The 24,656-nt window shown below is 66.3% G+C and carries 25 protein-coding genes and 4 tRNA genes; 8 read left to right on the plus strand and 21 right to left on the minus strand.

Features of this window, described 5'->3' with window-relative positions:
- The 5 genes from ASD22_RS07115 to ASD22_RS07135 form a co-directional block, all read right to left on the minus strand.
- The coding region (locus tag ASD22_RS07115; protein WP_031270842.1) for a GTP-binding protein at nt 1–98 on the minus strand (98 nt) is incomplete at its 3' end.
- A gap of 81 nt (nt 99–179) precedes the next feature.
- Nucleotides 180–255: transfer RNA gene (locus ASD22_RS07120), tRNA-Thr, on the minus strand.
- A 126-nt stretch (nt 256–381) separates the two neighbouring features.
- A tRNA-Gly gene (locus ASD22_RS07125) sits at nt 382–455 on the minus strand.
- A gap of 58 nt (nt 456–513) precedes the next feature.
- Nucleotides 514–599 (minus strand) — tRNA-Tyr (locus ASD22_RS07130).
- Nucleotides 600–700: 101 nt separating this feature from the next.
- Nucleotides 701–1,189, minus strand: coding sequence for an acyl-CoA thioesterase (locus tag ASD22_RS07135; protein ID WP_056081105.1), 489 nt, complete (start codon nt 1,187–1,189; stop codon nt 701–703).
- A gap of 133 nt (nt 1,190–1,322) precedes the next feature.
- Here ASD22_RS07135 and ASD22_RS07140 point away from each other — a divergent pair, with 133 nt between their 5' ends.
- Entirely contained in the window at nt 1,323–3,638 is a 2,316-nt protein-coding gene (locus ASD22_RS07140) for a SpoIIE family protein phosphatase (protein WP_056081109.1), read from the plus strand.
- On the plus strand, nt 3,635–4,027 hold the full coding sequence (locus ASD22_RS07145) for an STAS domain-containing protein (RefSeq protein WP_056081111.1): 393 nt from the start codon (nt 3,635–3,637) through the stop codon (nt 4,025–4,027). Before ASD22_RS07140 ends, ASD22_RS07145 begins: the two co-directional genes overlap by 4 nt.
- Before the next feature lie 27 nt (nt 4,028–4,054).
- Here ASD22_RS07145 and ychF read toward each other — a convergent pair whose 3' ends face one another.
- The 8 genes from ychF to ASD22_RS07185 form a co-directional block, all read right to left on the minus strand.
- Nucleotides 4,055–5,143, minus strand: a complete 1,089-nt coding sequence (gene ychF / locus ASD22_RS07150) for a redox-regulated ATPase YchF (RefSeq protein ID WP_056081114.1) — start codon at nt 5,141–5,143, stop codon at nt 4,055–4,057.
- A 92-nt stretch (nt 5,144–5,235) separates the two neighbouring features.
- On the minus strand, nt 5,236–5,820 hold the full coding sequence (gene pth, locus ASD22_RS07155; protein ID WP_056083916.1) for an aminoacyl-tRNA hydrolase: 585 nt from the start codon (nt 5,818–5,820) through the stop codon (nt 5,236–5,238).
- Between the two features lie 53 nt (nt 5,821–5,873).
- Nucleotides 5,874–6,557: a 50S ribosomal protein L25/general stress protein Ctc gene (locus ASD22_RS07160; protein WP_056081117.1), complete on the minus strand. Its 684-nt coding sequence runs from the start codon at nt 6,555–6,557 to the stop codon at nt 5,874–5,876.
- Nucleotides 6,558–6,704: 147 nt separating this feature from the next.
- Nucleotides 6,705–7,670 carry a ribose-phosphate diphosphokinase gene (locus ASD22_RS07165; protein ID WP_056081120.1) on the minus strand — a complete coding sequence of 322 codons (966 nt, stop codon included), beginning with the start codon at nt 7,668–7,670 and terminating at the stop codon, nt 6,705–6,707.
- A 27-nt stretch (nt 7,671–7,697) separates the two neighbouring features.
- Nucleotides 7,698–7,774 (minus strand) — tRNA-Gln (locus ASD22_RS07170).
- Nucleotides 7,775–7,817: 43 nt separating this feature from the next.
- Nucleotides 7,818–9,194, minus strand: coding sequence for a 4-(cytidine 5'-diphospho)-2-C-methyl-D-erythritol kinase (ispE, locus tag ASD22_RS07175; protein ID WP_056081123.1), 1,377 nt, complete (start codon nt 9,192–9,194; stop codon nt 7,818–7,820).
- A gap of 53 nt (nt 9,195–9,247) precedes the next feature.
- Nucleotides 9,248–9,850, minus strand: a complete 603-nt coding sequence (gene lolB / locus ASD22_RS07180) for a lipoprotein insertase outer membrane protein LolB (protein ID WP_056081125.1) — start codon at nt 9,848–9,850, stop codon at nt 9,248–9,250.
- On the minus strand, nt 9,847–11,499 hold the full coding sequence (locus ASD22_RS07185; RefSeq protein WP_056081128.1) for a tetratricopeptide repeat protein: 1,653 nt from the start codon (nt 11,497–11,499) through the stop codon (nt 9,847–9,849). The genes lolB and ASD22_RS07185 overlap by 4 nt, the downstream gene beginning before the upstream one ends.
- A 193-nt stretch (nt 11,500–11,692) precedes the next feature.
- Here ASD22_RS07185 and hemA point away from each other — a divergent pair, with 193 nt between their 5' ends.
- The gene (hemA, locus tag ASD22_RS07190) at nt 11,693–12,967 is read left to right on the plus strand and encodes a glutamyl-tRNA reductase (protein WP_056081131.1); all 1,275 of its coding nucleotides are present in this window, start codon (nt 11,693–11,695) and stop codon (nt 12,965–12,967) included.
- A gap of 109 nt (nt 12,968–13,076) precedes the next feature.
- Nucleotides 13,077–14,156 (plus strand): peptide chain release factor 1, encoded by a 1,080-nt coding sequence (gene prfA / locus ASD22_RS07195; protein WP_056081134.1) that lies wholly within the window; start codon nt 13,077–13,079, stop codon nt 14,154–14,156.
- 139 nt (nt 14,157–14,295) lie between these two features.
- Here prfA and ASD22_RS07200 read toward each other — a convergent pair whose 3' ends face one another.
- From ASD22_RS07200 to ASD22_RS07210, 3 genes are read right to left on the minus strand one after another with little or no spacing between them, the layout of a single operon-like run.
- Nucleotides 14,296–14,562, minus strand: coding sequence for an acylphosphatase (locus ASD22_RS07200; RefSeq protein WP_056081137.1), 267 nt, complete (start codon nt 14,560–14,562; stop codon nt 14,296–14,298).
- 13 nt (nt 14,563–14,575) lie between these two features.
- Complete coding sequence (locus tag ASD22_RS07205) at nt 14,576–15,064, minus strand: TlpA disulfide reductase family protein (RefSeq protein WP_082520175.1); 489 nt, start codon at nt 15,062–15,064, stop codon at nt 14,576–14,578.
- Nucleotides 15,061–16,332 carry a YihY family inner membrane protein gene (locus ASD22_RS07210; RefSeq protein ID WP_056083919.1) on the minus strand — a complete coding sequence of 424 codons (1,272 nt, stop codon included), beginning with the start codon at nt 16,330–16,332 and terminating at the stop codon, nt 15,061–15,063. The genes ASD22_RS07205 and ASD22_RS07210 overlap by 4 nt, the downstream gene beginning before the upstream one ends.
- Before the next feature lie 157 nt (nt 16,333–16,489).
- Between ASD22_RS07210 and wrbA the strand changes: the two genes are divergently transcribed.
- Entirely contained in the window at nt 16,490–17,092 is a 603-nt protein-coding gene (gene wrbA / locus ASD22_RS07215) for an NAD(P)H:quinone oxidoreductase (protein ID WP_056081143.1), read from the plus strand.
- Nucleotides 17,089–17,439, plus strand: coding sequence for a DUF2069 domain-containing protein (locus ASD22_RS07220; protein WP_056081146.1), 351 nt, complete (start codon nt 17,089–17,091; stop codon nt 17,437–17,439). Before wrbA ends, ASD22_RS07220 begins: the two co-directional genes overlap by 4 nt.
- Nucleotide 17,440: 1 nt before the next feature.
- On the opposite strand, the gene ASD22_RS07225 is transcribed toward ASD22_RS07220, so the two are convergent.
- Nucleotides 17,441–19,036 (minus strand): hypothetical protein, encoded by a 1,596-nt coding sequence (locus ASD22_RS07225; protein ID WP_056081147.1) that lies wholly within the window; start codon nt 19,034–19,036, stop codon nt 17,441–17,443.
- Nucleotides 19,036–19,986, minus strand: a complete 951-nt coding sequence (locus ASD22_RS07230) for a glycosyltransferase family 2 protein (protein WP_082520176.1) — start codon at nt 19,984–19,986, stop codon at nt 19,036–19,038. The genes ASD22_RS07225 and ASD22_RS07230 overlap by 1 nt, the downstream gene beginning before the upstream one ends.
- A gap of 78 nt (nt 19,987–20,064) precedes the next feature.
- On the opposite strand from ASD22_RS07230, the gene ASD22_RS07235 reads away from it, so the two are divergent.
- Together ASD22_RS07235 and ASD22_RS07240 are read left to right on the plus strand one after the other, a co-directional pair.
- Nucleotides 20,065–21,705, plus strand: coding sequence for an acyl-CoA dehydrogenase family protein (locus ASD22_RS07235; RefSeq protein ID WP_056081153.1), 1,641 nt, complete (start codon nt 20,065–20,067; stop codon nt 21,703–21,705).
- Between the two features lie 108 nt (nt 21,706–21,813).
- Nucleotides 21,814–22,308 carry an asparaginase domain-containing protein gene (locus ASD22_RS07240; protein WP_056081154.1) on the plus strand — a complete coding sequence of 165 codons (495 nt, stop codon included), beginning with the start codon at nt 21,814–21,816 and terminating at the stop codon, nt 22,306–22,308.
- Between the two features lie 153 nt (nt 22,309–22,461).
- On the opposite strand, the gene ASD22_RS07245 is transcribed toward ASD22_RS07240, so the two are convergent.
- The 3 genes from ASD22_RS07245 to ASD22_RS07255 are packed head-to-tail and all read right to left on the minus strand — an operon-like array spanning nt 22,462 to nt 24,593.
- Nucleotides 22,462–23,733 (minus strand): threonine/serine exporter family protein, encoded by a 1,272-nt coding sequence (locus ASD22_RS07245; RefSeq protein WP_056081157.1) that lies wholly within the window; start codon nt 23,731–23,733, stop codon nt 22,462–22,464.
- A complete protein-coding gene (locus ASD22_RS07250; RefSeq protein ID WP_056081159.1) occupies nt 23,730–24,179 on the minus strand; it encodes an NfeD family protein in 450 nt (149 codons plus the stop codon). Before ASD22_RS07250 ends, ASD22_RS07245 begins: the two co-directional genes overlap by 4 nt.
- Nucleotides 24,180–24,215: 36 nt before the next feature.
- Nucleotides 24,216–24,593: an endonuclease domain-containing protein gene (locus tag ASD22_RS07255; RefSeq protein ID WP_056083922.1), complete on the minus strand. Its 378-nt coding sequence runs from the start codon at nt 24,591–24,593 to the stop codon at nt 24,216–24,218.
- Nucleotides 24,594–24,656 lie beyond the last annotated feature (63 nt).

Consider the following 24,656-nt stretch of genomic DNA (forward strand, 5'->3'; position numbering starts at 1 on the left):
GTCAGTGCGGCCGTCAGCGTCGTCTTGCCGTGATCCACGTGACCAATCGTGCCGACGTTGACGTGCGGCTTGGTGCGTTCGAATTTACCCTTTGCCATGCGCGCTAAACCCCGATGGAGTCAATGATTAAAAAGAAAACGTGCCCTGCAAGGGTCACGACCGTGAAGGTCAAACTGAATTGGTGCTCATAACAGGAATCGAACCTGTGACCTCTTCCTTACCAAGGAAGTGCTCTACCGACTGAGCTACATGAGCGTATGTATTTCAGCCATCCTCCATGATGGCGAAGAACAAGACCGGCATCCTGCCGGACTCTTCATAAAAGCGTCGATCTTGGCAGCATCTGCGTTGACCAACTTCGCATCAGCAGATGCAGAACAATGGAGCGGAAGGCGGGAATCGAACCCGCGTAATCAGTTTGGAAAACTGATGTTCTACCATTGAACTACTCCCGCCCTGCGCGGAACCTTTGCCAACTGCGCCGCTTTCGCGTCGCATGATGCCGCTTGCAACTGGTGGAGGGAGGTGGATTCGAACCACCGAAGGCGTAAGCCAGCAGATTTACAGTCTGCCCCCGTTGGCCGCTTGGGTATCCCTCCAACAAAGAACGCGTATTGTGTGGATCGGACCCGGGACTGTCAACACCTTCTGGCACCGAATTCGCATGTCGGCGTGATTTTCCGGCAGGTTTTGCGGCCGCTCAATCCAGCGTCACGCCGCGCAGATCGACCAGTTGCTCCATTCCCTTGGACAGCTCCAGCAACTGCCGGGCCTGCGCCTGCAACCGGCGCTCGCTGTCGTCGCGCGGCTCCCAGCGCGGCACCGGGGTGGGCTTGCCGTCCTGCCCGTCGAGCGCCACGAAAACCATGACGCAACTGGTGGCCAGGCGCTGCTCGTCGCGACGCAGGTCGCGAGCCAGCACGTCGACGGCCAGATGCATGCTGCTGGTGCCGGTATGAATCAGCCGCGCGCGTACCGTGACCAGGTCACCGATCAGGATCGGCGCCACGAACTGGATGCCGCTCACCGATGCGGTGACGCAATATGCCCCGCTCCAGCCCACTGCACAGGCATAGCCAGCCTGGTCGATCCACTTCATCGCCATGCCGCCATGTACCTTGCCGCCGAAATTGACGTCCGTTGGCTGGGCGAGAAAACGGAACGTCACTTCGTGCTGTTGTCCGGACATGGGGCGGCGTCTCGTCGATGAAGTAGGAGGGCGGGATTATGCCCTGACTGACGGAGCCACCCTTGCCGGCCCGGCTTGCGGACAACCAATTATTCGTGGCTAGATGCAAGGCCAAGGAAACCGGGAATGCAGCATGGCCCTGCGCAGCATTGCATCGCGGACAGCATTGTGGGTTCTGGTCGGATCGATGGTCGTGCTAGCGGCGATCGGGGCGTTGTTGCTCAGCCTGACCCGCGCGCAGATCCTGCAGCACACCCACCACGAGGCCGCCGCCCTGGCGGCCAACGCGGGCAGCCAGATCCAGGCCCGGATCGATCGCGTTGCCGTTTCGGCACAGATGCTCGCGACGATCGTCGCCACCCGTCAGGATGACGCCGAATCCCTGCTGCGCGACACCCTGTCCACCAATCTGGACATGGATGGCCTGGCTGCAGCGTTCACGCCGTCACCCGACACCGCCGACGGGTCCATGTATTCGCCGTTCGTGCGTCGACTGGACGACGGCAGCCTGGCCAGCCGCAACCTGTCGCAAGACAGCAACCCCTACTGGAACAGCAACTGGTTCCTCGGCGGGCTCGGCTGCGCCAGCGGCTGCTGGCAGCGACCGTTCCTGTCGTTGTCGCGGCACCGCCAGGTGATCAACTACTCCGTGGCGATCGAGCGCGAAGGGCACCCGATCGGCATCATCAACGCCGACGTCACTCTCGACTGGCTGCACCAGATACTCGGCAGCCTGGACAAGCCCGCGGGCGCCTACGCCTTCGTGCTCGACAGCGACGGCAACTACCTGGCGCACGACAATCCGGCCCTGGTGGGCAAACGCGGCTCACCAGCCCTGCTCAACGCGCTGGCCAGCGACCAGGCCGGAGCCATGCGCCTGCGGGTGGCACAGAACCCGCGGGCGCGCGGGCCGGTCTGGGTCTATTCCGCACCGATCGAAGGCACACGCTGGCGGCTTGGGCTGGTGGTGCCCGAGTACCAGACCTACGCCAGCGTGCGGCACATCTTCATGCTGAGCCTCGCGCTGGGCCTGCTGGCCCTGCTCGGCGTGTCGCTGATCACCCTGCTGACGATCCGCCGCACGATGGCGCCGCTGGGTGTACTGGCCGACCGCGCCGAGCACGTTGCCCGCGGCGAGCTGGATTTCGAATTGCCGCCGGCACGCCGGCCCGACGAAGTGGGCCGCCTGACCCAGTCGTTCGACCACATGCGCCGCGAGCTGGCGTTGCATCTGGAGGACCTCGCCCGGGTGGCGCGCGAAAAACAGCGGCTGGCCAGCGAACTGGAGATCGCCCACCAGATCCAGCTCGGCCTGTTGCCGAACGCACACTACCTCGATGCCGTCTGCGCGCAGTTCGAACTGCATGCGGCGTTGCGTCCCGCGCGGGCCGTCGGCGGCGATCTCTACAGCTACTTCATGCTCGACCCGCAGCGCTTCTTCGTGATGGTCGGTGACGTCTCCGACAAGGGCATTCCGGCCGCCCTGTTCATGGCGCAGACGATCACCCTGGCCAAGGCGCTGGCGCCGCGCGCGCAGACGCCGCAGAACCTGTTGCAACTGCTCAATCTCGAACTCTGCCGCGGCAACGACAGCTGCATGTTCGTCACCCTGCTGTGCGGCCTGCTGGACACTGGCAGCGGCGACCTGGTGCTGGCCAGCGCCGGCCACGAGCCGCCGATCCTGTGCGGCCGTGGCGCACCACAACTGCTGGAATTCCCCACCGGCGCGGTGCTGGGGCTGTACGAAGACTCGACTTACCCGGAACAACGCCTGCGCCTGCGCCCGGGTGAAACGCTGCTGATGTACACCGACGGCATCACCGAAGCCAGCGACCACGAGCTGCAGATGTACGGCATCGAGCGCACCGTGGAGAGTCTCGCGCAGGTTCCGCCGACCGCCGACACCGCCGCCTACATCGAGCGGCTGCTGGGTGACGTCGATCACTTCGTGGCGGATGCCGCGCAGGCGGACGACATCACCCTGCTGGCCCTGACCTGGCACGGCGCCGGGGCACCGCCAACCGGGATAGACATCGACAACCGGCTGCCGGACGTCTTCGTGGCGCTCGACCGCTGCGAGCAGCTGCTGCAGGAGGCAAAAGTCCCGGCATCACTGCACGGCGACGTGCGCCTGGTGCTGGAGGAGCTGATGGTCAACACGGTGGAATACGGCTATCCCGATGGTCGACCCGGCCGGATCCGCGTGTTGCTGCAGTCCCGACCCGGCGCCACCACGATCGAGCTGATCGACGACGGCATCGCCTTCGACCCGTTGCAATCCACCGCCCCCACCCTTACCGGCGACCTGGCCGACCGCGAGCAGATCGGCGGCCTCGGCATCCACCTCGCACGCACCATGACCGACGAAATGCGCTATACACGGGACGCGCAAGGCAATCACCTGCTGCTTCGCTTCACCTACCCGACCCAGGATGGATCTTCACCATGACGCTCAGCCTGCACAGCGAATTCTCCGCCCCCGACCGCGTGGTCGTGCAGGTCGGTGGCCGCCTCGACGCGATGACCTTCGGCGAGCTCGACGAGGCCATGCTCGCCCTGTTGCCACGACTCGCCGATGGCGGCACCGTGGTGATCGACCTGGCCCATCTGGAATACGTCAGCAGCGCCGGCCTGCGCAGCTTCGCCAAGATCCGCAAGAACATGCGCACCCGCGGCGGCCATACCCTGCTGCTGAATCCGCAGCCGCAGGTGCGCAAGGTGTTCGACATCGTCAAGGCCGTGCCGGTGAACGAGGTATTCGCCAGCACCCAGGAACTCGATGCCTATCTGGACCGCATGCAGCGGCAGATCACCGAAGGCGACGACAGCGACATCTGATCACTGCGTCGCCGTACGTACGGCAGCTCAGACGTTGAACAGGAAGTGCAGCACGTCGCCATCCTTGACGATGTATTCCTTGCCTTCCTTGCGCAGCCGCCCGGCCGCACCCGCGCCCGCCTCGCCCTTGTACTGGATGAAATCCTCGTAACCGATCGTCTCGGCGCGGATGAAGCCCTTCTCGAAATCGCTGTGGATCACGCCCGCCGCCTGCGGCGCCGTGGAGCCGCGCCGCACCTGCCACGCGCGCACTTCCTTCACACCGGCGGTGAAATAGGTCTGCAGGTCGAGCAACTTGTAGCCGGCGCGGATCACCCGGTTCAGGCCCGGCTCGTCCAGGCCCATGTCCTTCAGGAACTCGTCGCGGTCGGCGTCGTCCAGCTGCGCCATCTCTTCCTCGATCGCGGCGCACACCGGCACCACCTCGGCACCTTCGGTGGCGGCGCGCTCGCGCACGGCGTCCAGCAACGGATTGTTCTCGAAGCCGTCGTCGGGGACGTTGGCGATGTACATCAACGGCTTCAGGGTCAGCAGGAACAGGTCGCGCACCAGCGCCTTCTCTTCCTCGTCCAGGCCCAGGCTGCGCGCGGATTTGCCTTCGTTGAGGCCAGCGGCCAGCTTCTGCAGCACCGGCTTCTTCGCCAACGCTTCCTTGTCGTTGGCCTTGGCCGCGCGCTCGGCGCGGTTCAGCGCCTTGTCCACCGACTCCAGGTCGGCCAACGCCAGCTCGGTGTCGATGGTCTCGATGTCGGCGATCGGGTCGACCTTGCCGGCCACGTGGATCACGTCACCCTCGAAGCAGCGCACCACGTGGGCGATCGCGTCGACCTCGCGGATGTGCGCCAGGAACTTGTTGCCCAGGCCCTCGCCCTTCGACGCGCCAGCCACCAGGCCCGCGATGTCGACGAATTCCACCGCGGTCGGGATCACCTTTTGCGGATTGACGATCTCTGCCAACGCATTCAGCCGCGGGTCCGGCACCGGCACCACGCCCACGTTCGGCTCGATCGTGCAGAACGGAAAATTCGCCGCCGCGATGCCCGCCTTGGTCAGCGCGTTGAACAGGGTGGACTTGCCGACATTGGGCAGACCGACGATGCCGCATTTGATGCCCATGGATGTGATTCCGGGAATAGGGAATGGGGAATCGGGAACAGGAGAAGCAGGAATCGGGCTTTGGCTTTTGACCATTCCCGATTCACCATTCCCTATTCCCGGCTATTCGTATGCAACAACTGCATTGCCTTGTCGAACTGGCCGCCTACCACCAGCGGCAGCACGTCCAGCGCGCGGGCGATACCGTCGATGATCGCGTCCTCGTCCGTGGCCGACGGCCGGCCCAGCACCCAGGGCGTGACCTGGTCGCGATGGCCGGGATGGCCGATACCCACACGCAGCCGATGGAACTTGCCGTGGCCGAGGTGGGCCATGATGTCGCGCAGGCCGTTCTGGCCGCCGTGGCCGCCGTCGAATTTCATCCGTACGGTACCCGCAGGAAGGTCCAGGTCGTCGTGCGCGACCAGGCACTGTTCGGGTTCGATCTTGTAATAGCGCAGCGCCGAAACCACGGCGATGCCGCTCTTGTTCATGAAGGTGGCCGGCTTCAACAGCCAGACCGGTTCGCCACCGAGGCGCACGCGGCAACTCTCGCCGTGCAGCTTGCCGTCGAAGGCGAAACGCTCGCCCTGCCCGCTGGCGAGGGCGTCAACTAGCCAGAACCCGGCGTTGTGCCGGGTTCGGAGGTATTCGGCACCGGGGTTGCCCAGTCCGACAATGAGTCGCAAACCAGCCATGCGCAGAAGCAGCAGGACGGCCCGCACTCCATCGGAGCGCGGGCCGTCGCGGCTTACTTCTTGTCAGCCGCCGGCTTGGCCGGCTTGGCAGCCGCGGCCTTGTTCGCCTCGGCTTCGGCTTCGGCCGCAGCGTCTTCCGCCGCGTCGGCAGCGCTTTCCTTGACCGCATTCACGGTGACCACCGCAGCGTCGTGCGCTTCACCCAGCGCCAGCGCGGGCAGTTCCACGTTGGCTGGCAGCTTCAGCTGCGACAGGTGGATGATGTCGCCGGCTTCGACCGCGCCCAGGTCCAGCTCGATGAATGCGGGCAGGTCCTTCGGCAGGCAGCTGACTTCCACCTCGGTCAGGTTGTGCGAGATCACCACGCCGGACATCTTGCCGGCCGGCGACGTTTCCTGGTTGAGGAAGTGCAGCGGCACGTTGGCGCGCAGCTTGGCGTTCTCATCGATGCGCAGGAAATCCATGTGCATCATCAACTGCTTGAACGGATGCTTCTGCCAGTCACGCACCAGCACCTTCTGCACCTTGCCGTCGACGTTCAGGTCGAGCACCGAGGAGAAGAACGATTCGTTCTTCGCGGCCAGCAGGATGGTGTTGTGCTCGATCTGGATGCTCTCGGGAGCCTGATCGCCGCCGTAGACAACGGCAGGCACATAAGCGGCACGACGCAGGCGGCGGCTCGCACCTTTCCCCTCGTCCTTGCGGCCTTGCGCCTTGATTTCAAGATTCTTGGACATTGCTTTTCACTACCTTGGTGGTTGTTTGCCGCCTCGCGGCGACTGGTTGACTTCCCCGCGACCAGGTGAAGATCGTTATTTCACGCGGCATCCATGCCGCGAAAAACTGACATCAAGACCGCCCATCCTGGGCGGACACTTCAATTTTCAATCCACATACAACGAACTTACCGACTCGCCGTAGGCGATGCGGCGAATGGTTTCGGCCAGCAGTTCGGCGACGGACAACTGGCGGATCTTGCCGCAGGCCTGCACTTCGGCGCGCAGCGGCAAGGTGTTGGTGACGATGAGCTGGTCGAGCTGGGAGTTCTCGATGTTGCTGACCGCCGCGCCCGACAGCACCGGGTGCACGCAATAGGCAATGACCTTGCGGGCGCCACGCTCCTTCAGGGCGGCGGCGGCCGCGCACAAGGTGCCGGCGGTGTCCACGATGTCGTCAACCATCACGCAGGTCTTGCCGTCGACGTCGCCGATGATGTTCATCACCGTGGAGACGTTGGCGCGCGGACGGCGCTTGTCGATGATCGCCAGGTCCGCGTCGTCCAGCCGCTTGGCAATGGCCCGCGCACGCACCACGCCGCCCACGTCCGGGCTCACCACGATCAGGTCGTCCGTGGCGTGGTTGCGCCAGATATCGGCCAGCAGCACCGGCGAGGCGTACACATTGTCCACCGGGATATCGAAGAAGCCCTGGATCTGGTCGGCATGCAGATCCACCGTGAGCAGGCGATCCACGCCAGCGGCGCTGACCATCTTGGCAGCCAGCTTGGCGGTGATCGGCACTCGCGCCGAGCGCGGCCGACGATCCTGCCGTGCATAGCCGAAATACGGCATTACGGCGGTGACGCTGGTGGCCGATGCCCGCTTCAGCGCATCGGTGAGCGCCAGCAGCTCGAACAGGTTTTCCGCGCTCGGCGCGCCCGTGGGCTGGATGACGAAAACCTCCTGCCGGCGGACGTTCTCCTCGATCTCGATCTGCACTTCGCCGTCGCTGAAGGTGCCCACCAGCGCCTTGCCCAAGGGCACACCCAGGCGCTGGGCGACGTTCTCGGACAGTGCGCGGTGCGCATTGCCGGAAAAAAGCAGCATCGGGGTGGACGTATCCACAGTCATTACCTCAGAACCAATGGCCATCATGAATGGCTGGGGCGGCAGGATTCGAACCTGCGCATGCGGGAATCAAAATCCCGTGCCTTAACCAGCTTGGCGACGCCCCAGAAGTTTTAGTTTTCGTTCGTGCTTTGGTTCGATCCATGCGGCTCACGGCGCGCCGCAATGGCGCGCCAGGGCCTGGTTCAGCGGTGACACGTCGACACCCGCGGCCACTTGGGCCGAAAATGCCGCCGGGCAACGACGCGCAATCGCCACCGCCCGATCGAGTGATTTCGCCTCCAGGAACACGCAACCACCGCTGCCGGAAAGTCGCGCCTCGCCGAAGCCCGCCAACCAGTCCAGCGCCGCGGCCACCCGCGGGTGTCGCGCTCGCACAACGGTCGTGAAGGCGTTCTCCGACGTTTCGCCGGAAACAAAGGATGAAATTGTCGCCCGCGGCGCATTTCGTGTCAATTCGGACGCCTGGAAAAGCGCCGCCGTCGGTACCGATTCGTGCGGGTCGAGCACTACATGGTAGCGCCGCGGCAACGCCAGCGGCGTGAGTTTCTCGCCGACGCCTTCGGCCCACGCCGATCTGCCCCGCACGAAAACCGGCACGTCGGCGCCCAATTGGCGGCCCAGCTCGGCCAGTGCATCGATGTCGAGGTGGCGCCCCCACAGGTGGTTGAGCGCCACCAGCACGGTGGCCGCGTCGGAACTGCCGCCGCCCAGGCCGCCACCCATGGGAATGCGTTTTTCCACCGTGATGTCGACGCCCATGCCGCCATCGGTTTGCAGCAGGCGCGCGGCGCGGGTTACCAGATCGTGTTCGGCTGGCACACCGGGTGTGTCGCTCAACCGGTGTATCTCGCCATCGCCGCGGACGCGAAGGCGTATCTCGTCGCCCCAGTCGAGCAGCCGGAATACGGTTTGCAGCTCGTGATAGCCATCGTCGCGTCGGCCCACGATGCGCAGGAACAGGTTGAGCTTGGCCGGTGCCGGCCAGGCCGACCAGTCGCCTGCGGCCAGCGGCGGCAGATGGCGGCTCATGAACTGGCGCAGGTGTTCGGGGAACCCGTTGTCACGATCGCGCTGGCGCGCCAGCGCGAAGGTCGGATCGCTCCTGTCGACCGCCACGAAACCATGCCTGGCGTAGAACGGCGCATTCCATGGCACATCGGCCAGGGTGCCCAGATCGACCCGGCGATAGCCGGCCGCGCGCGCCCAGTCGCAGGCATGCTCCAGCAGCGCCGTGCCGATGCCGCGGCGGCCGTGCGACGGCAGCACGTCGAGCTCGGCAATGCCGATCGCGCCCTCGCCCACGTCGGTATCTAGCCACACGAAACCCACCGGCTCGCCGGAAGCATCCAGCGCCACCCACACCAGGCCGCGGCTGACCGCCAGATGCAGCAACGGGGGCGGAATGACCATCGCCGCATACGACGGCCAGGCCGGATGGCCGCGGAACAGCTGCACGGCCTTGCGCTCGATCTCGCACAGCGCGTCGACGTCGGCGGCGCCGGCACGCACGATGCGGCAGTTCATGTCGTGGCGGCTGGGTCGGGGATGGGGCGACCCGTCATCGCCGCGAACCGCACTCAGGGGAGTTGCCACGATTCGATCACCAGTTTCACCTTGTACGGGGGTTTCGCCGCGTACAGTTTTTTCGGCAGTGGCGGCTGGCGGCTGGTATCCCACTCGCGATAATCCACGCTCCAGCCGTCCTGCAGCAGCGTGGCCGGAAGCCGGTCCTCGCCGAAGGTGAGTTCCGCCGGGCCGCTGTCGGCGCGCAGCCCCAGCACCCAGGCGCGCAGGTCGCTCAGTGGCACATCCCAACCCAGCGCCCGGTGCATCAGTGATTCGGCGTCGCGGCCGCGGATCGGCCCGCCATCCAGGCCTTCCATCAGCGCACCGTGGTTGTCACCGCTGAGGCGGAAGCTCTTGCCGGTGACCGGCGCGCGCAACACGAATTCGTAATGGTCGCCGTCCTGGCTCCAGCTGAAACTTCCGCTGCCGCCGTCACTGCCGTTGGATACGCCCAGCCGCCCCTGCAACACCCAGCGATCGACCGGCGCCAGCGCCTGCTCGCGCGCGTGCTGGGCGGCCAGCAGGCTGGCGTCGCCCTTCATCCGCACCGCGGGCACGCAGGCGGTCAGCAGCAACGGCAATACCAACAGGGAATACCGCAACCAGCGCCTCACGGCTGCAGCCTCTTCAGTGTCTCGCGCAGCAAGCTGCTGCGCGGGTCGAGCTTGCGTACTTCGTCAAACAATTTTTTCGCTTCCTGTTGCTGGCCCTGTTTCCACAGCACCTCGGCCAGATGCACGCCGACGTCGGCGTCCTTGCGCGACTGCCACGCGCTGCGCAGAACCTCGGCCGCCTGGTCGAGGTGACCCAGCCGGTATTGCAGCCAGCCCCAGGAGTCGGCGATCGCCGGGTCATGCGGTTTGGCGGCACGGGCGGCGCGCAGCAGTTTTTCGGCCTGCGGCAGATCGCGGTCGGCATCGGCCAGGGTGTAGCCCAGCGCATTGCTGGCATCGATGTCATCGGGCTTGATCTCAAGCAGGTGCTCGAAATCCTTCACCGCCAGATCCACCTTGCCCGCCTCGGCATAGGCCAGCCCGCGCCCGTACAGCAAGCCGGGATCGTTCGGTACCACCTGCAAGGCGCGGTTGAACGCCGCTTCGGCCAGCGTGAAGTGCTGCTCGCGCATGTAGAGCTCGGCGTCCACCTGGTAGGCCTGACGCAGTTGATCGGGCTGGTCGAGGTAACTCATCTGCAACTGGCTGAGCAGCTCGTGGGCCTCGGCGCTGTGGCCTTGTGACTGCAGGATGACCGCGGTGCGCAGGTCGGCGTCGAACGCGTGCGGGTCGTCATCAGCCACCTGGTCGTACCAGGTCAATGCCTCGGCATCGCGGCGCTGCATCTGCGCCAGTTGCCCGAGCAGGTAGGCGTTGTGCCGGCGCACGTCGGACGGCGCCTTCTGCAACTGCTGGTACAACGCCGCGATGGCCTTGTCGTCATCGGCCCGCGCGGCCAGCGACGCGCGCAGGGCATAGGTGTCGGCATCCTGCGGGCCGTGGTCGAGCACCCGCAAGGCGGCGGCGTTGTCGCCGGCCTGGCTCAACATGCCGGCATAACCCATCCGCAGCGCGGTGCTTTCCGGGTGACGCGCAACGGCTTGGCGCAGCAGCGCCTGCGCCGCCGCATGGTCACCCTGGCGGAACGTCATCTGCGCCGCCCAGGCATAGGTTTCGGGGCTTTTGAAGCGCTCCATCGCTGCCTGGGCGATCTGCATGGCGTAGGCATGGCGACCCAGCTTGTCGCCCAGTTCACTCATCGCCAACCATGCCCTGGGGTCGGCAGGCAGACGTTGTGCCGTGGCCAGTTTTTCCAGTAGACGGCCCGCCTGAGCCTGGTCGCGGGCAGACAGCAAGACACGGCCAAGCTGACGCCAGGCGTCCTTGTCGCCGCTGTCCAGCAGGCGCTGCAACTGACGCGCCGCCTCGTCGCCGTCGCCGCGGTCCAGCGCCAGTTGCGCGCGTCCCGCAGCCAGCGCGGCAGGTTCGGCGCCCAGCGACTGCCAGCGGTCCAGTGCACGCTGCGCGGCGGCGTCATCGTGCACCGCGGTGGCCAGGCCGGCGGCGCGTTCGGCCACTTCCGGCTCGTTGCTCAGCATCATCGCCTTGCCGAAGAATCCGGCCGCACCGGCGAGGTCGGTGCGGTTCAGCGCCATCTCGCCGGCCAGCAGCTGGGCCAGCAGATCGTGGTCGGCATCGGGCGTCACCACCACCAGGTGCGTCAACGGCTGCGCGGGCGCCGGTGCGGTGGTGGCTGGCCGCGATGCCATCGAGGCGCATCCGGCCAGGCCCAGCGCGAATGCCGAGACTGCCGTAAAATGCCGCAGTTGCTTGAACTTGACCGACCTGCTCCGCACACTGTTCACCGTTTGTTTGACCGTTTCGCCGTATCGCTCCGTACACGGCAGGTTGCATCAAGCTTAGCCTACGCTGCCGTCATTCCTGCCCGGATTCCTTCCGAAAATGCCGCTGATCGCCCTCGGGCTCAATCACCTCACCGCGCCGGTCAGCCTGCGCGAGCGGGTGGCGTTCGACCCGGACGCCGCTGCGGCAGCCGTGCGCGCGCTGCGTGGCGAACCGGGCGTGGAAGAGGCACTGATCCTGTCCACCTGCAACCGTACCGAGTTGTACGTGGGCGTAACGGCCGGCGCCGAGGGTATCCCGCAGCAGTGGCTGAACCGCCACCATCATCTGACGCCGGGCAAGCTGGACGAGTTCCTGTATCGGCACGATGAACAGGATGCGGTGCGGCACATGTTCCGCGTCGCCACCGGGCTGGACTCGATGGTGCTGGGCGAGCCGCAGATCCTGGGCCAGGTGAAGGATGCCTACCAGCAGGCCCGCGCCGCGCAGGCCTTGGGCGCACCGCTGGATCGCCTGTTGCAGCACACCTTTGCCGTGGCCAAGCGGGTGCGCACCGATACCCGCATCGGCGCGCACACGGTCTCGGTGGCATTTACCGCGGTACGCCTGGCCGAGCAGGTGTTTGCGGACCTGAAGCAGGCCTGCGTGCTGCTGATCGGCGCCGGCGACACCATCGAACTGGCGGCGCGGCACCTGGCCGACAAGCAGGCACGCCGGCTGATCGTGGCCAACCGCACGCTGGAAACCGCGCAGGAACTGGCCGCCCGCCATGGCGGTTATGCGGTGGCGCTGGCCGACCTGCCGCAGCACCTGGCCGAAGCCGACATCGTGATCTCCTCCACCGCCGCGCGCACGCCGATCGTCACCCGCGCCATGGTCGAGCAGGCGATGGCCACGCGGCGGCGCAAGCCGATGTTCATGGTCGACATCGCCGTGCCGCGTGACATCGAGGCCAGCGTGGCCGAGCTGTCCGACGTCTATCTCTATGGCATCGACGACCTGCAGCAGGTAATCGACGAAAACCGCCGCTCGCGCCAGGCCGCCGCCCGCGAGGCGGACGCCATCATCGACCTGCAGGTGGACCGCTACATGGCCTGGCGCCGTGCGCTCACCGTGCACAATCCGGCGCTGGACATCCGCCAGCACGCGGAGACCTACCGCGACGAAGTGCTGGAAAAAGCCCGCGCCATGATCGCCCACGGCAAGCCGACGGACGAAGCACTGGCCTTTCTCGCCAACACGCTGACCAACAAGCTGCTGCATCACCCCAGCGCTCGCCTGCGCGAGGCCGCACTCAGCGGCGACATGGATCTGCTGCACGCGGCGGGCCGCCTGTACGGCCTGGACGACGACGCGAACACCCCCCATCTGTAGGAGCGACTTCAGTCGCGATGCTCTTGGCTGTATCGGCGCCAAGAAGAGCATCGCGACTGAAGTCGCTCCTGCATTATTTGCCGCCTGTTAAAGGGTAAACGTACCGGCCATGACCCCATCGATCCGCCGCAAGCTCGAAGCACTGGCCGAGCGTCACGAGGAAATCGGCCTGCTGCTGGCCCAGCCCGACGTGCACGCCGACAACGCCCGCTTCCGCGCGCTGTCGCAGGAATACGCCCAGCTCGAACCGGTCGCCGTCTCGCTGCACGAACACGACCAGGCCGAACACGAACTGGCCGATGCGCGGGCGATGCTGGACGACGCCGAACTGCGCGAGATGGCCGCCGACGATGTGCGCCGGCTGGAGCAACGGCTGCGGGAGCTGGACGACGAGCTGCAGATCCTGCTGCTGCCGAAGGACCCGCGCGACGACGCCAGCCTGTATCTCGAAGTGCGCGCCGGCACCGGCGGCGACGAGGCGGCGATTTTTGCCGGCGACCTGCTGCGCATGTACCTGCGCTTTGCCGAAAGCCGCCGCTGGCAGGTGGAGATCCTCAGCGAGCACGCCGGCGAGCACGGCGGCTACAAGGAAGTGGTGGCGCGCATCGAGGGCAAGGGCGCGTATTCGCAACTGAAATTCGAATCGGGCACGCACCGCGTGCAGCGCGTGCCGGAAACCGAATCGCAGGGGCGCATCCACACCTCGGCCGCCACGGTGGCGATCATGCCGGTGCCTGACGAGATCGACGAGATCGAGATCAACCCGGCCGACCTGAAAACCGACACCTTCCGCGCCTCCGGCGCCGGTGGCCAGCACGTCAACAAGACCGACTCGGCCATCCGCATCACCCACCTGCCCACCGGCACCGTGGTGGAATGCCAGGACGAGCGCAGCCAGCACAAGAACCGCGCCCGCGCACTGAGCCTGCTGAAGGCACGGCTGCTGGACGTCGAGCGCAGCAAGCAGAGCGAGGAACGCTCCGAGGCGCGGCGCCTGCAGGTGGGTTCCGGCGACCGCAGCCAGCGCATCCGCACCTACAACTACCCGCAGGGCCGCATCACCGACCACCGCATCAACCTCACGCTCTATCGCCTGCCCGAAATCGTGCAGGGCGATCTGGGCGAGCTGATCGATGCGCTGAACCGCGAGTACCAGGCGGATCAGTTGCAGGCGTTGGGCGGCGGGTAAAGAGCCAAGAGCAACCCCCTCCCAACCTCCCCCTGCGAGCAGGGGGAGGAGCAAAAAGCTGCCTCCCGGGCAGCCAGAGGCTGAGCGCTGTGCCCCCTCCCCTGCTCGCAGGGGAGGGTTGGGGAGGGGTCGCTCTTCGTCACCCGATCCGAAAACCCCGCAACGCCTGCTCCGGCAAGTCCTCCCGACTGACCGCCTCAACCACCGCCATCGGCGGCCCCTGCCGCAGCCAGCGCTGCAACGCATCGAGCGCCGACGCCGACCCGCTGGCCAGCACCTCGACGCTGCCATCCGGCCGGTTCTCCGCATGCCCGGCCATGCCAAGCGCCAGCGCCTGATCGCGCGTACTGGCGCGGAAGAACACACCCTGCACCCTGCCAGTGGCGACAAAACGTGCAGTCGGCATCACGACACCCTCATCACGGCTGGCCGATCAGCGCCGCCAGCGAGGCCTCGGTCACCGGCCCCACGATGTGTTTGGCGACCTTGCCGTCGGGGCTGATCAGGTAGGTGGTGGGCAACCCGCGCGGCTGGTCGAAATCCTTCAGCGGCTTGTCCAGCGTCACCTGCGCGATCGGGTACACCACCGGCCGTTTCGCCAGGAAGGCCTTGATGTCGGCCGGATCGCTGTCTTCATATGCCAGCCCGATCGCGCGGACATTCGGGTGCGCCGCCACGAAGCGCGAGATGTCCGGCATCTCCTTGATGCACGGCACGCACCAGGTGGCCCAGAAATTCACGATCACCCACTTGCCGCGCTGCGCGGAAAGATCGAACGTCTTGCCTTGCAGCGTGGTCACCTGGAGCGTGGGCTGGGCGGGCATGGCCGACCAAGCGGGCGCGGCAAAAGCCAGCATCGCGACGGATATGGCCGTCCATACGGCAGGACGGGAAAAGCGGAAAGTCATGCGTTCGGTTCCTCAATGGCAGGCGCATCGGTGTCCTGCGGATAGATCTGGTCCAGCCGCGTGCCCAGCGCGGCATGCAGGGTATCGGCCATCACGTCCAGCAATTCAAGCAACGTCCTGGGCAACTCGATGCCCAGTGCGGCCGCTTCCTCAGCCGGGCGCAACGGCAGGCGGTAATGGGTCTTGTTGTAGACGCGCAGCAGGTCCGTGCTGTCCAGGCTGCGGCAGAGCAACCAGCCGGCCTCGCCGCGGGTGATCAGGTCGGCGCGTTGCAGGTCGTCGAAATAGGCGGCGATGGCGGCGCTGCGCAGATACGGCTCGCACAATCGTACTTGCGCCGGATCCACCCGCGAACCATCGCGCTGGGCTTCGATGAAATGGCGCAACACCACCAGCAGCCCCAGGAATTCCGCGCCCTCGGGCAACGTCGTGGCCGGCGCGTGGTATTCGTACGCCGACAGCGAAGCGGCGACGGACGCCGCCAGTATCACGATCACCCACGACAGGTAGATCCACAGCAGGAAGATCGGGATCGTGGCCAGCACGCCGTAGATCTGCTGGTAGGTATGCGCATTGCGCACGAACAGCGTGAAGCCCCAGCGGGCGACCTCGAACAGCACCGCACCCAGCAGCGCGCCGATCGCCGCATCACGGCGCGACACGCGGCAATTGGGGATCACCGAATACATCAGCCACAGCGTCACGAACGTCACCACGAATGGCAACACCACCAGAAACCGCTCGGCGATGCTGGTGCCCAGGTCGTAGGCGCCGTGCAGCAACGGCATCGCCGTGACATACGAGGTAGCGGCGATGCCACCACCCACCAGAATCGGCCCCAGCGTCAACGCGGCCCAATACAGCAGCAGGCGCGATCCCCATCCACGCGGCTGGCGCACGCGCCAGATGCGATCGAGCCGATCCTCGATGCTGATCATCATCGACACCGCGCTGAACAGCATCACCAGGATGCTGATGCCGGTGAGCTTGCTGGCGTTGGCCGCGAAACCCAGCATGGTGTTGCGCACCGCCTCGCCCGCTGCCGGCACGAAATTGTTGAACACGAAGGTGATCAGCGTGTCGCGTGCAGGCTGGAACACCGGAAACACCGAGAACATCGCGAACACCGCCACCATCAGCGGCACCAGCGACACCAGCGTGGTGTACGACAGCGCGCCGGCCGTCTCGAAGCATTTGTCGTCGACAAAACGCTGCCAGATGAAGCGGCTGAAATTCGACGTGCGTTCGCGATTGAAGCGCAGGGCCATCATTCTTCCATCGTTGCGCCGGAGGGCGGCCTCGTCGCCACAACCATCGCGGCCGGAACCTATGCGGCATGAACTCATTGCGGCATGCGCCGGTACACTAGCGTATCGCCCATGAACGACCAAAACACATGAGTCCCTGCCACCGGAACCACCGAGCATGAGCCAGGACATCCTGGTGCTTTACTACAGCCGCAGCGGCCACACCGCGCAATTGGCGCGCCTGATCGCCCGCGGCATCGAGGAAGTGCCCGGCATGCACGCGCGCCTGCGCCAGGTGCCGCCGGTTGCGCCGGTGACCGAAGTGGCGCAGCCACCCGAACCGGACGACGGCGCCCCTTACGTGACCCGCGCCGATCTGGCCGACTGCGCCGGACTGGCGCTGGGCAGCCCCACCCGCTTCGGCAACATGGCCGCGCCGCTGAAGTATTTCCTCGACTCCACCGGCGCCGAATGGGCCAGCGGCGCGTTGGTCGGCAAACCCGCGGCGGTTTTCACCTCCACCAGCACCATGCACGGTGGCCAGGAATCCACCTTGCTGACGATGGCGCTGCCGCTGCTGCATCACGGCATGCTGCTGCTCGGCCTGCCATTCACCGAAGCCGCGCTCAGTGCCACCCAGAGCGGCGGCACGCCCTACGGCGCCAGCCACATCGCCGGCACCACGGGCGACAACCCCATCAGTGACCACGAACGCGAACTGGCCCGCGCCCTGGGCCGCCGCCTTGCCGACACCGCACGCAAACTGGCGGCCGGCGCATGAGCACGATGGCGCAGTTGCCACCCGAACAACGGCTGGGCCTGATCGCCTGGGCCGCGCTGACGGTGTTGCAGCCGGTCTGGCACGCCTGGCTGTTTCCCGCGCAGACCGTGCCGGTCTGGCTGGTGGTGGCGATCACCACCGTGCCGCTGCTGCTGCCACTGCTGGCGATCCGCGACGTGCGCCGCGCCTTGCTGTGGGTGGGCACCCTCAGCCTGTTTTATTTCTGCCATGGCGTATCGGAAGCGTGGAGCGCCGCCGACCAGCGCTGGCTGGCCATCATCGAGATCGTGCTGACCGTGCTGCTGATCGGCTTGCTGGGCGCCGGCGTCAAACGCAAGGCGCACTGAACTAGTCGGACTGCAGCCGGCAGATGCGCAGGTTGCCGGACGCCTCCTTGCCGTTGCGCCGTTGCTCCAGCCCGCTTTGCACCGGCGCGCAATCGCTCATGCGGACACCGGGCAGATACCGTTGCAGCAGCGGCAGATCCTCACCGGCGTCGTCGCGCAGCAGGGCGTACACGGCGCCCGTGTGCGCCGCGATCCGCTCCTGGACCAGCGTATCGAACCGGAAGCCCAGCGCGGACCGGGTGAACCAGCTCAGTCCGATATAGCGGTTGTCCTGCGCATGCGGCAGAAACGGAATCACATACGCATCCGGCTGCCCCACCACCAGCACCAGACTGCCACGCTCAACCGCCGGCGGCCGCACATCGAACGTGACATCCGCATACGGCACATGCCCCCAGCCCGGATAGCGGCTGAACCCGGCCAGCAGCAGGAAGGCGCCAGCCATGGCCCACACCAGCCAGCGCCGCGGCGCCGCGTCTGCCGGCGCGAAAAGCTGCAACGCCGCCAGCAGCAACAAGCCCGAGAGCAACTCCAGCGGCACCGCATAACGCAGGATCGAAAACAGGCACAGCCACAGCACATAGGCCGTGGCCACAAACACCAGCAACAACCGTATCGACCGATCCAGCGGCCGGCGCCGCAGCAACCACGGCAACGTCAACAGCGCCAGCGTCGACAACCCCGCCAGCGCATAACGCGCATCGGCAAAGTTCACCTCGGTGACGATGTGCTGGTTCTTTCCCAGCCAATACAGCGGATAAAACAGCCATTGGCCCAGATCGCGCGGCAGATATTGCCGGTCGGTGCCTCCCACCGCCGGTACCCACGCCGAGTGGAACACCTGGTTGAACAGCGGAAAGATCGGGTTGCCGGTGAGCTCATAAAGCTGCCAACCCCACCAGCCGTACGCCGCAATGAAACCGGCCAGCGCACCGACACCGAACAGCGTTGCCAGCCGCCACGCCTCGCGCCGCATTCCCAGCGCCAGCAACAGGCCCAGCGCCAGGGCCGGGGCGTAAACCACGGCGGTGGGTTTCAAGCCTGCAGCCAGGCCGCCCAGCAAACCGGCCAGCAGCGCGCGCCGCCATGGCCGGGGTGTGTCGCCACACAACGGCAACAGCACGTACAGGCTCGACAAGATGAACAAGGCCAGCGGCAATTCGTTGAAGCTGGAACCGGTCTGCGAGACCGTCATCGTTCCGGTCACGCCGATCAGCACAGCCCACACGTCAGCCCAGCCAAACGTGCGCCCGCGCAGCCATGCCAGCCGGATCGCGACACGAAACAGCATGAAAACCAGGCCGCCGTACCACAGCCCCTGCACACCCGCGAGCAGCCGCGGCCAATGCTGCAACGGGCCCGTTCCCAGCAGGAAATACGGCACGTCCAGCAACGGATTGAAAAAGCTCTGCAGGCCCGCCGGCGCCAGGTCCAGCGCCAGCCGTCCGTGCAGCCCGGCCCAGGCGTTGTAGAGGTGGTAGTTCTTCAGGTCCCAGTTCGCGTCCTGGCCGCGCAGCACCGACAGCAGCGCACCGAAAGACAGGCACGCCAGCAAGGCGCGCACGCCCAGGAACTTCCGCGCATCCAGCGCCCGCATCAGCGTGGGTCACTCGCGCTCGGGAGTCCCGGCTGGTTGAGGTACGCCAGATACTTCTGCTCGCGCCGCCCCAGCGTCACCGTGTCGAGCACCAGCCCGCAAACCAGGAACACGCCGCCGAGCAGGCACAGCGACGCGCTCAGGATCGCGGTGGGGAATCGCGGCACCAGGCCGGTGGCCAGATAGGTCTCGAACAGCGGCAGCGACAAGCCCACCGCCAGCAACACGCACAAGACGCAAGCCACCGAGAAGAACGCCAGCGGCCGACCATTCTTGGCCAGCTTCACGATGGTGAGGAAAATACGCCAGCCATCGCGCCAGGTGTTGAGCTTGCTGTGCGAACCCTCCGGCCGCGCGCTGTAGCGGCTGGGCATTTCCGCTACCGGCATGCGCAATTCCAGCGCGTGGATCGCCAGCTCGGTCTCCGTCTCGAAACCCTGCGCGTGGGCCGGAAACGATTTCACGTAACGCCGCGACATCACCCGGTAGCCCGACAGCATGTCGGTAAACGTGTTGCCGAATATCCAGCCGACCAGGCCGGTCAGCAAACGGTTGCCCCATTGATGGCCGGCACGATAAGCCTGCGCGTGATCGCTGGATCGGCTGGCCACCACCAGATCCAGGCGCTCGTCGCACAGGCGCTGGATCATCGCCGGCGCATCGTTGGCGTCATAGGTGGCGTCGCCATCCACCATCACGAAGACATCCGCGTCGACATCGGCAAACATGCGGCGCACCACGTGGCCCTTGCCCTGCAGCCGCTCCTGCCGCACCTCGGCGCCAGCCTCGCGGGCGATGCGTGCGGTGTCGTCGGTCGAGTTGTTGTCGTACACCACGATCCGCGCCTGCGGCAGGCTGGCGGCAAACGCGCGCACCACGGAGGCAATCGCCACCGCCTCGTTGAAACACGGAATCAACACCGCCACGCGCGGTACTGTCACTGGGGTCATGGGGCTGGCACGCCTCGATGGAAACGCGCCTATTCTAGTCGTCTGGCGAAAGCTTCTACGCTCCTAGGGAGAACACCCATGGGATTCCTGCAAGAAGGGCCGCAACTGGCGCATCCGTGGCGCAGCGATCGATTGCTGCACGACCTGCTCGATCGTGTGCTGCCGGCCGAACGCCGCGCGACACTGGATGCCGACCTCGCCGCCCTCGGCGACTACGCACAGATGGCGTGGCAACGCGCCAGCGAAAGCACCCGACGCAAGCCGATACTGACCCAATGGGACGCGTGGGGCCGCCGCGTCGACCGGATCGAGCTGACCACGGCGTGGCAGGAAGGCCCCCAACTGACAACGCGGCACGCGGTGCTCGCCGCCGGCCATGCGCCGGGCGAATACGCGCGGCTGGAGGAGTTCGCCCGCGTCTACCTGTATCACGTGGCCAGCGAGTTCTACACCTGCCCGCTGGCAATGACCGACGGCGCCGCCACCGCGATCAAGGCCTCTGGCAACGCAGCGTTGATCGAGCGCGCGCTGCCACATTTCCTCAGCCGCGATCCGGCGCAGTTCTGGCTCAGCGGCCAATGGATGACCGAGAACATCGGCGGCTCCGATGTCAGCCACAGCGAAACGGTGGCGCGCCGCGATGGCGATGGCCAGTGGCGATTGCATGGCCGCAAGTGGTTCAGCTCGGCCGTGGTCGGCGAAGCGGCACTTGCGCTGGCCAGGCCCGAAGGCGCCGGTGAGGGCAACGCCGCGCTGGCACTGTTCTACGTGGAAACGATGGACGGCCAGCGGCGCAAGCCCGAGCTGATCATCGACCGGCTGAAGGACAAACTCGGCACGCAGGAGCTGCCTACCGCGGAAATCCATCTCGACGGCCTGCCCGCCTGGCCCGTCGGCGAGCTGGCCCACGGCGTGCGCCAGGTGGCGCCGATGCTCAACGTCACCCGCACCTGGAATGCCGTCTGCGCGGTGGCCAGCATGGCCCGGGCAATCAGCCTGGCGCGCGACTACGCCACGCGGCGGCAGGCGTTTGGCCGTCCATTGATCGAGCAGCCGCTGCACGCGCAGACGCTGGCGGACATGCAGGCCGAGTTCGAGGGCGCGTTCGCGCTGGCATTCGAAGTGGCGCATCTGCTGGGTCGGGTCGAGAGCGGCGCTGCGACCGCGCATGAAGCGGCGCTGCTGCGCCTGCTCACACCGCTGGCGAAACTGTGGACGGGAAAACTGGCGGTGAAACTGTGCTCCGAAGCGCTGGAAAGTTTCGGCGGCGCCGGCTACATCGAGGACACCGGCCTGCCCCAACTGCTGCGCGACGCGCAGGTGTATCCGATCTGGGAAGGCACCACCAATGTGCTTTCGCTGGACAGTTTGCGGGCGCTGGCTGGCGAGGGATTGGCGGCGTTGCGATTGGCGGTCGACGGCTGGCTGGCCGGCAGTGACGACGCGGCAGCCACGACAGTCATCACGGGCGCGCTGGATGCGGCCACCGCGCATCTCGATCGGCATGGCGCCGATCGTGCGTCGCTCGAAGCAGGCGCGCGCGGGTTGGCTTTCACCCTCGCCCGCTGCGCGGCGGCGGCGTTGCTGGCGCGTCAGGCGGCGTGGTCGGGGCGCAGCGGCGAGCGGCGGCCGGGGGCCGCGTTGCGCCGGTTTGTCAGCCATGGGCTCAATCGGTTGATTGCGCCGGATGCAGAGGACACTGGGTTGTTGCTGGGGTGAAGACGGTCGCGGCCAAAAAGCGTCGCGGCTGAAGCCGCTCCTACAGGGGTGCACGGCGCAGATGTGCGGGCGGGCTAAAATGCGTCATTCCCTCTATTGGCCGACCCCATGCAGCATCTGACCATCGTCACCACCGGCGGCACCATCGACAAGATCTATTTCGATGACAAGTCGGATTACAAGATCGGCGCGCCGCAGATCGGCGAAATCCTGACCCAGCTGGGCGTGGGCTTCCAGTTCGACGTGATTCCCATCCTGCGCAAGGACAGCCTGCACATGGCCGCCGAGGACCGCGCCCTGGTGCGTTCCACCATCGAGGCGCAGCCGCACCGGCACGTGCTGGTGACGCACGGCACCGACACCATGGTCGACACCGCCAGGGCGCTGGCCGACATCAAGGGCAAGGTGATCGTGCTGACCGGCGCGCTCAACCCGGCGCGCTTCCAGGGCTCGGATGCAGTGTTCAACATCGGCTGCGCGGTGGCCGCGGTACAGACCCTGCCCGACGGCGTCTACATCACCATGAACGGCCGCGTGTGGGACCCGGCCAAGGTGCGCAAGAACCGCGACGCCAACCGATTTGAGGAAGCGTCGGGGGCCTGAAAAGCCCGACATGTTGCTTCCCCCGCTTGAGGGGGAAGCTGCCCGGAGGGCTGATGGGGGCGCTCTTCCATCCCGCAAAAGCCAAGATCAAGAGCACCCCCATCCGCCTTCGGCACCTTCCCCCGCAAGCGGGGGGAGGAAGCTTGTGGGGTGCTACAGCGAGCGCCTTGGCGAAATCAGCAAATCGCCGAACATCAGCCCGGCCACGATCGACACCAGCAGGGTCAGCAGCAGCATCGCGGTGTCCAGGCCCAGCGGCGTATCGCGCTCCAGCAGGAACGACATGCTGCGAAAGCCCACGCTGCCCGGCACCAGCAGCAGGATGCCCGGCTCGCGGATCACGGCGCCGGGCTGGTGCGCATAGCGCGCGTACAGGTTGGAGAACGCGCCCAGCAGCAAGCCTCCCAGGAACACGCCGAACGGCGCCGCCGGCAACGCGCCGGAAATCTCTCCGCCCCAGCGCGTGGCCAGGTAACCCACGATCACCGCGCCGATCACCGCCGGCCAGTCGCGCAACGCGGCGCGAAACAGGATGGCGAACGCGACTGCGCCCACCAGCAGCGCCACGTAGTCGGTCCATGGCGGCAACGCCGGCAAGGCGTAGTCGCGCGCGTGGATGCCGGCGGCGGCGCACAGCTGCGTGGCGGCCACGGTGCCGAACACCAGTTTCAGCAGCGTCGCCATGGCGCCGCCCATGCGCGCCATGCCGGAAACCAGGTTCTGGCTGGAAATCTCGCGCACCGCGTTGGTCAGCGACATCCCCGGGACCAGGATGATCAGGCCCGCCAGCACCACCGATTTGATCGCCAGCGGCACCACGAAGGCGCTCACCACGATCGCCACGGTAGTCGCCACCATCGCGCAGATCACGTCGCTGGCCACCGCCAGCCGCGGGCGCGTACCGGCGAGTATCGCGATCCAGCCGATGAGCACGCCGATCACGCCGGCGACCACCAGGTCGACCCACGAACTGTGCAGGAACAACGCTGCGATCGCGGCGGCAGACAAGCCGTAGCTGGCGATGGTGCCCGCCTGCTCCCACGGCGTATCGGGGCGACCCAGCAGCCGCAACTGGCGAAAGCCTTCGCGCAGATCCAGCTCACCCGCGATGGCGCGATCAGCGATATCGTCGGCGCGGCACAGGCGCGCCAGGTTCACCTCGCCCGGCGCCAGCCGCATCACCTGGGTGGTCTGCGCCACGCCTTCCTCGCCCTGCGCCATGTCGGTGAACGAGATGATGATGGCGGTGGGGCTGGACCACACATCCGCCACCAGCTCCAGCCGCTGCGCTGCGCCTGAAATGGCCATCTCCAGCCGTGGCGCGGAGGTGCCGTATTGATGCAGCCGCCGCGCCAGCTCCACCAGGAAGGCAATGCGCGTGTTGAGCGCGATGGCCGCGAACGGCTGGCTGACGACCGCACTCATGCCGCGGCGCGGACCTGCAGCGTGGTGCCCTGCACCGCCACCACCTCGACCGTGCTGCCTGCGGGCAGATCCGGCCCGCTGACCAGCCACTGACCGTCGCCCACGCGCGCCTTGCCGCGGCCGTTGATGATCGGTTCGATCAACTCGTAGCGCTGGCCGATCATCTGCTCGCCACGACGGTTCAAGCGCTCATTGCCCGGCTCGCTGCGCTCCAGCCGCGGCCGCAGAAACTTCGCGTAAAGCACGCAGGCCGCGAACGCCAGCACGCCAAACACGATCGCCTGCGCCAGCATCCCCAACGTCGGCACCACCCACAGCACCACGCCCATCGCGGCGGCGGCAATGCCTATCCACAACAGGAAATACCCCGGCAACAACAACTCCCCCGCGATCAGCAGCAAGGCGAGTATCCACCACAGGTAATGCGTAGAAATGGCCTCGAACATGATGGTTTCCGTGAGAGTTTTGCTCCCCTCTCCCATTCATGGGAGAGGGGCGGGGGGAGAGGGCACCAGCGCCGGGAAAGCCCGTTCGTCGACGACCTGCCGAATGCGGTCCAGCACACTCTCCGTTTGATTCAACACATCGTGATTCCAAAACCGCAGCACGATGAAACACTGCGATGCGAGCCACTGGTCACGCCGCTGATCATAAGCAACATCGTCGCCATGTTGTCCGCCATCGACCTCGATCACCACCCCGCGCTCCAGGCAGATGAAATCCACGATGTAGGGACCGAGGGGTTTCTGTCGCTTGAACTTCAGGCCCATGAAGCGATTCGCGCGCAGGTGATACCAGAGGTGCTGCTCCGCGGGTGTTTGCGTGGAGCGCATGGATTTGGCGTTGGTGAGGTTGTCCATGGTGTTCTTCGGCTCCTTGCCCTCTCCCCCGGCCCCTCTCCCGCTAGCGGGAGAGGGGAGCAA

The sequence above is a fragment of the Rhodanobacter sp. Root480 genome, assembly GCF_001426645.1.
In the GTDB taxonomy this organism is placed as follows: domain Bacteria; phylum Pseudomonadota; class Gammaproteobacteria; order Xanthomonadales; family Rhodanobacteraceae; genus Rhodanobacter; species Rhodanobacter ginsenosidimutans.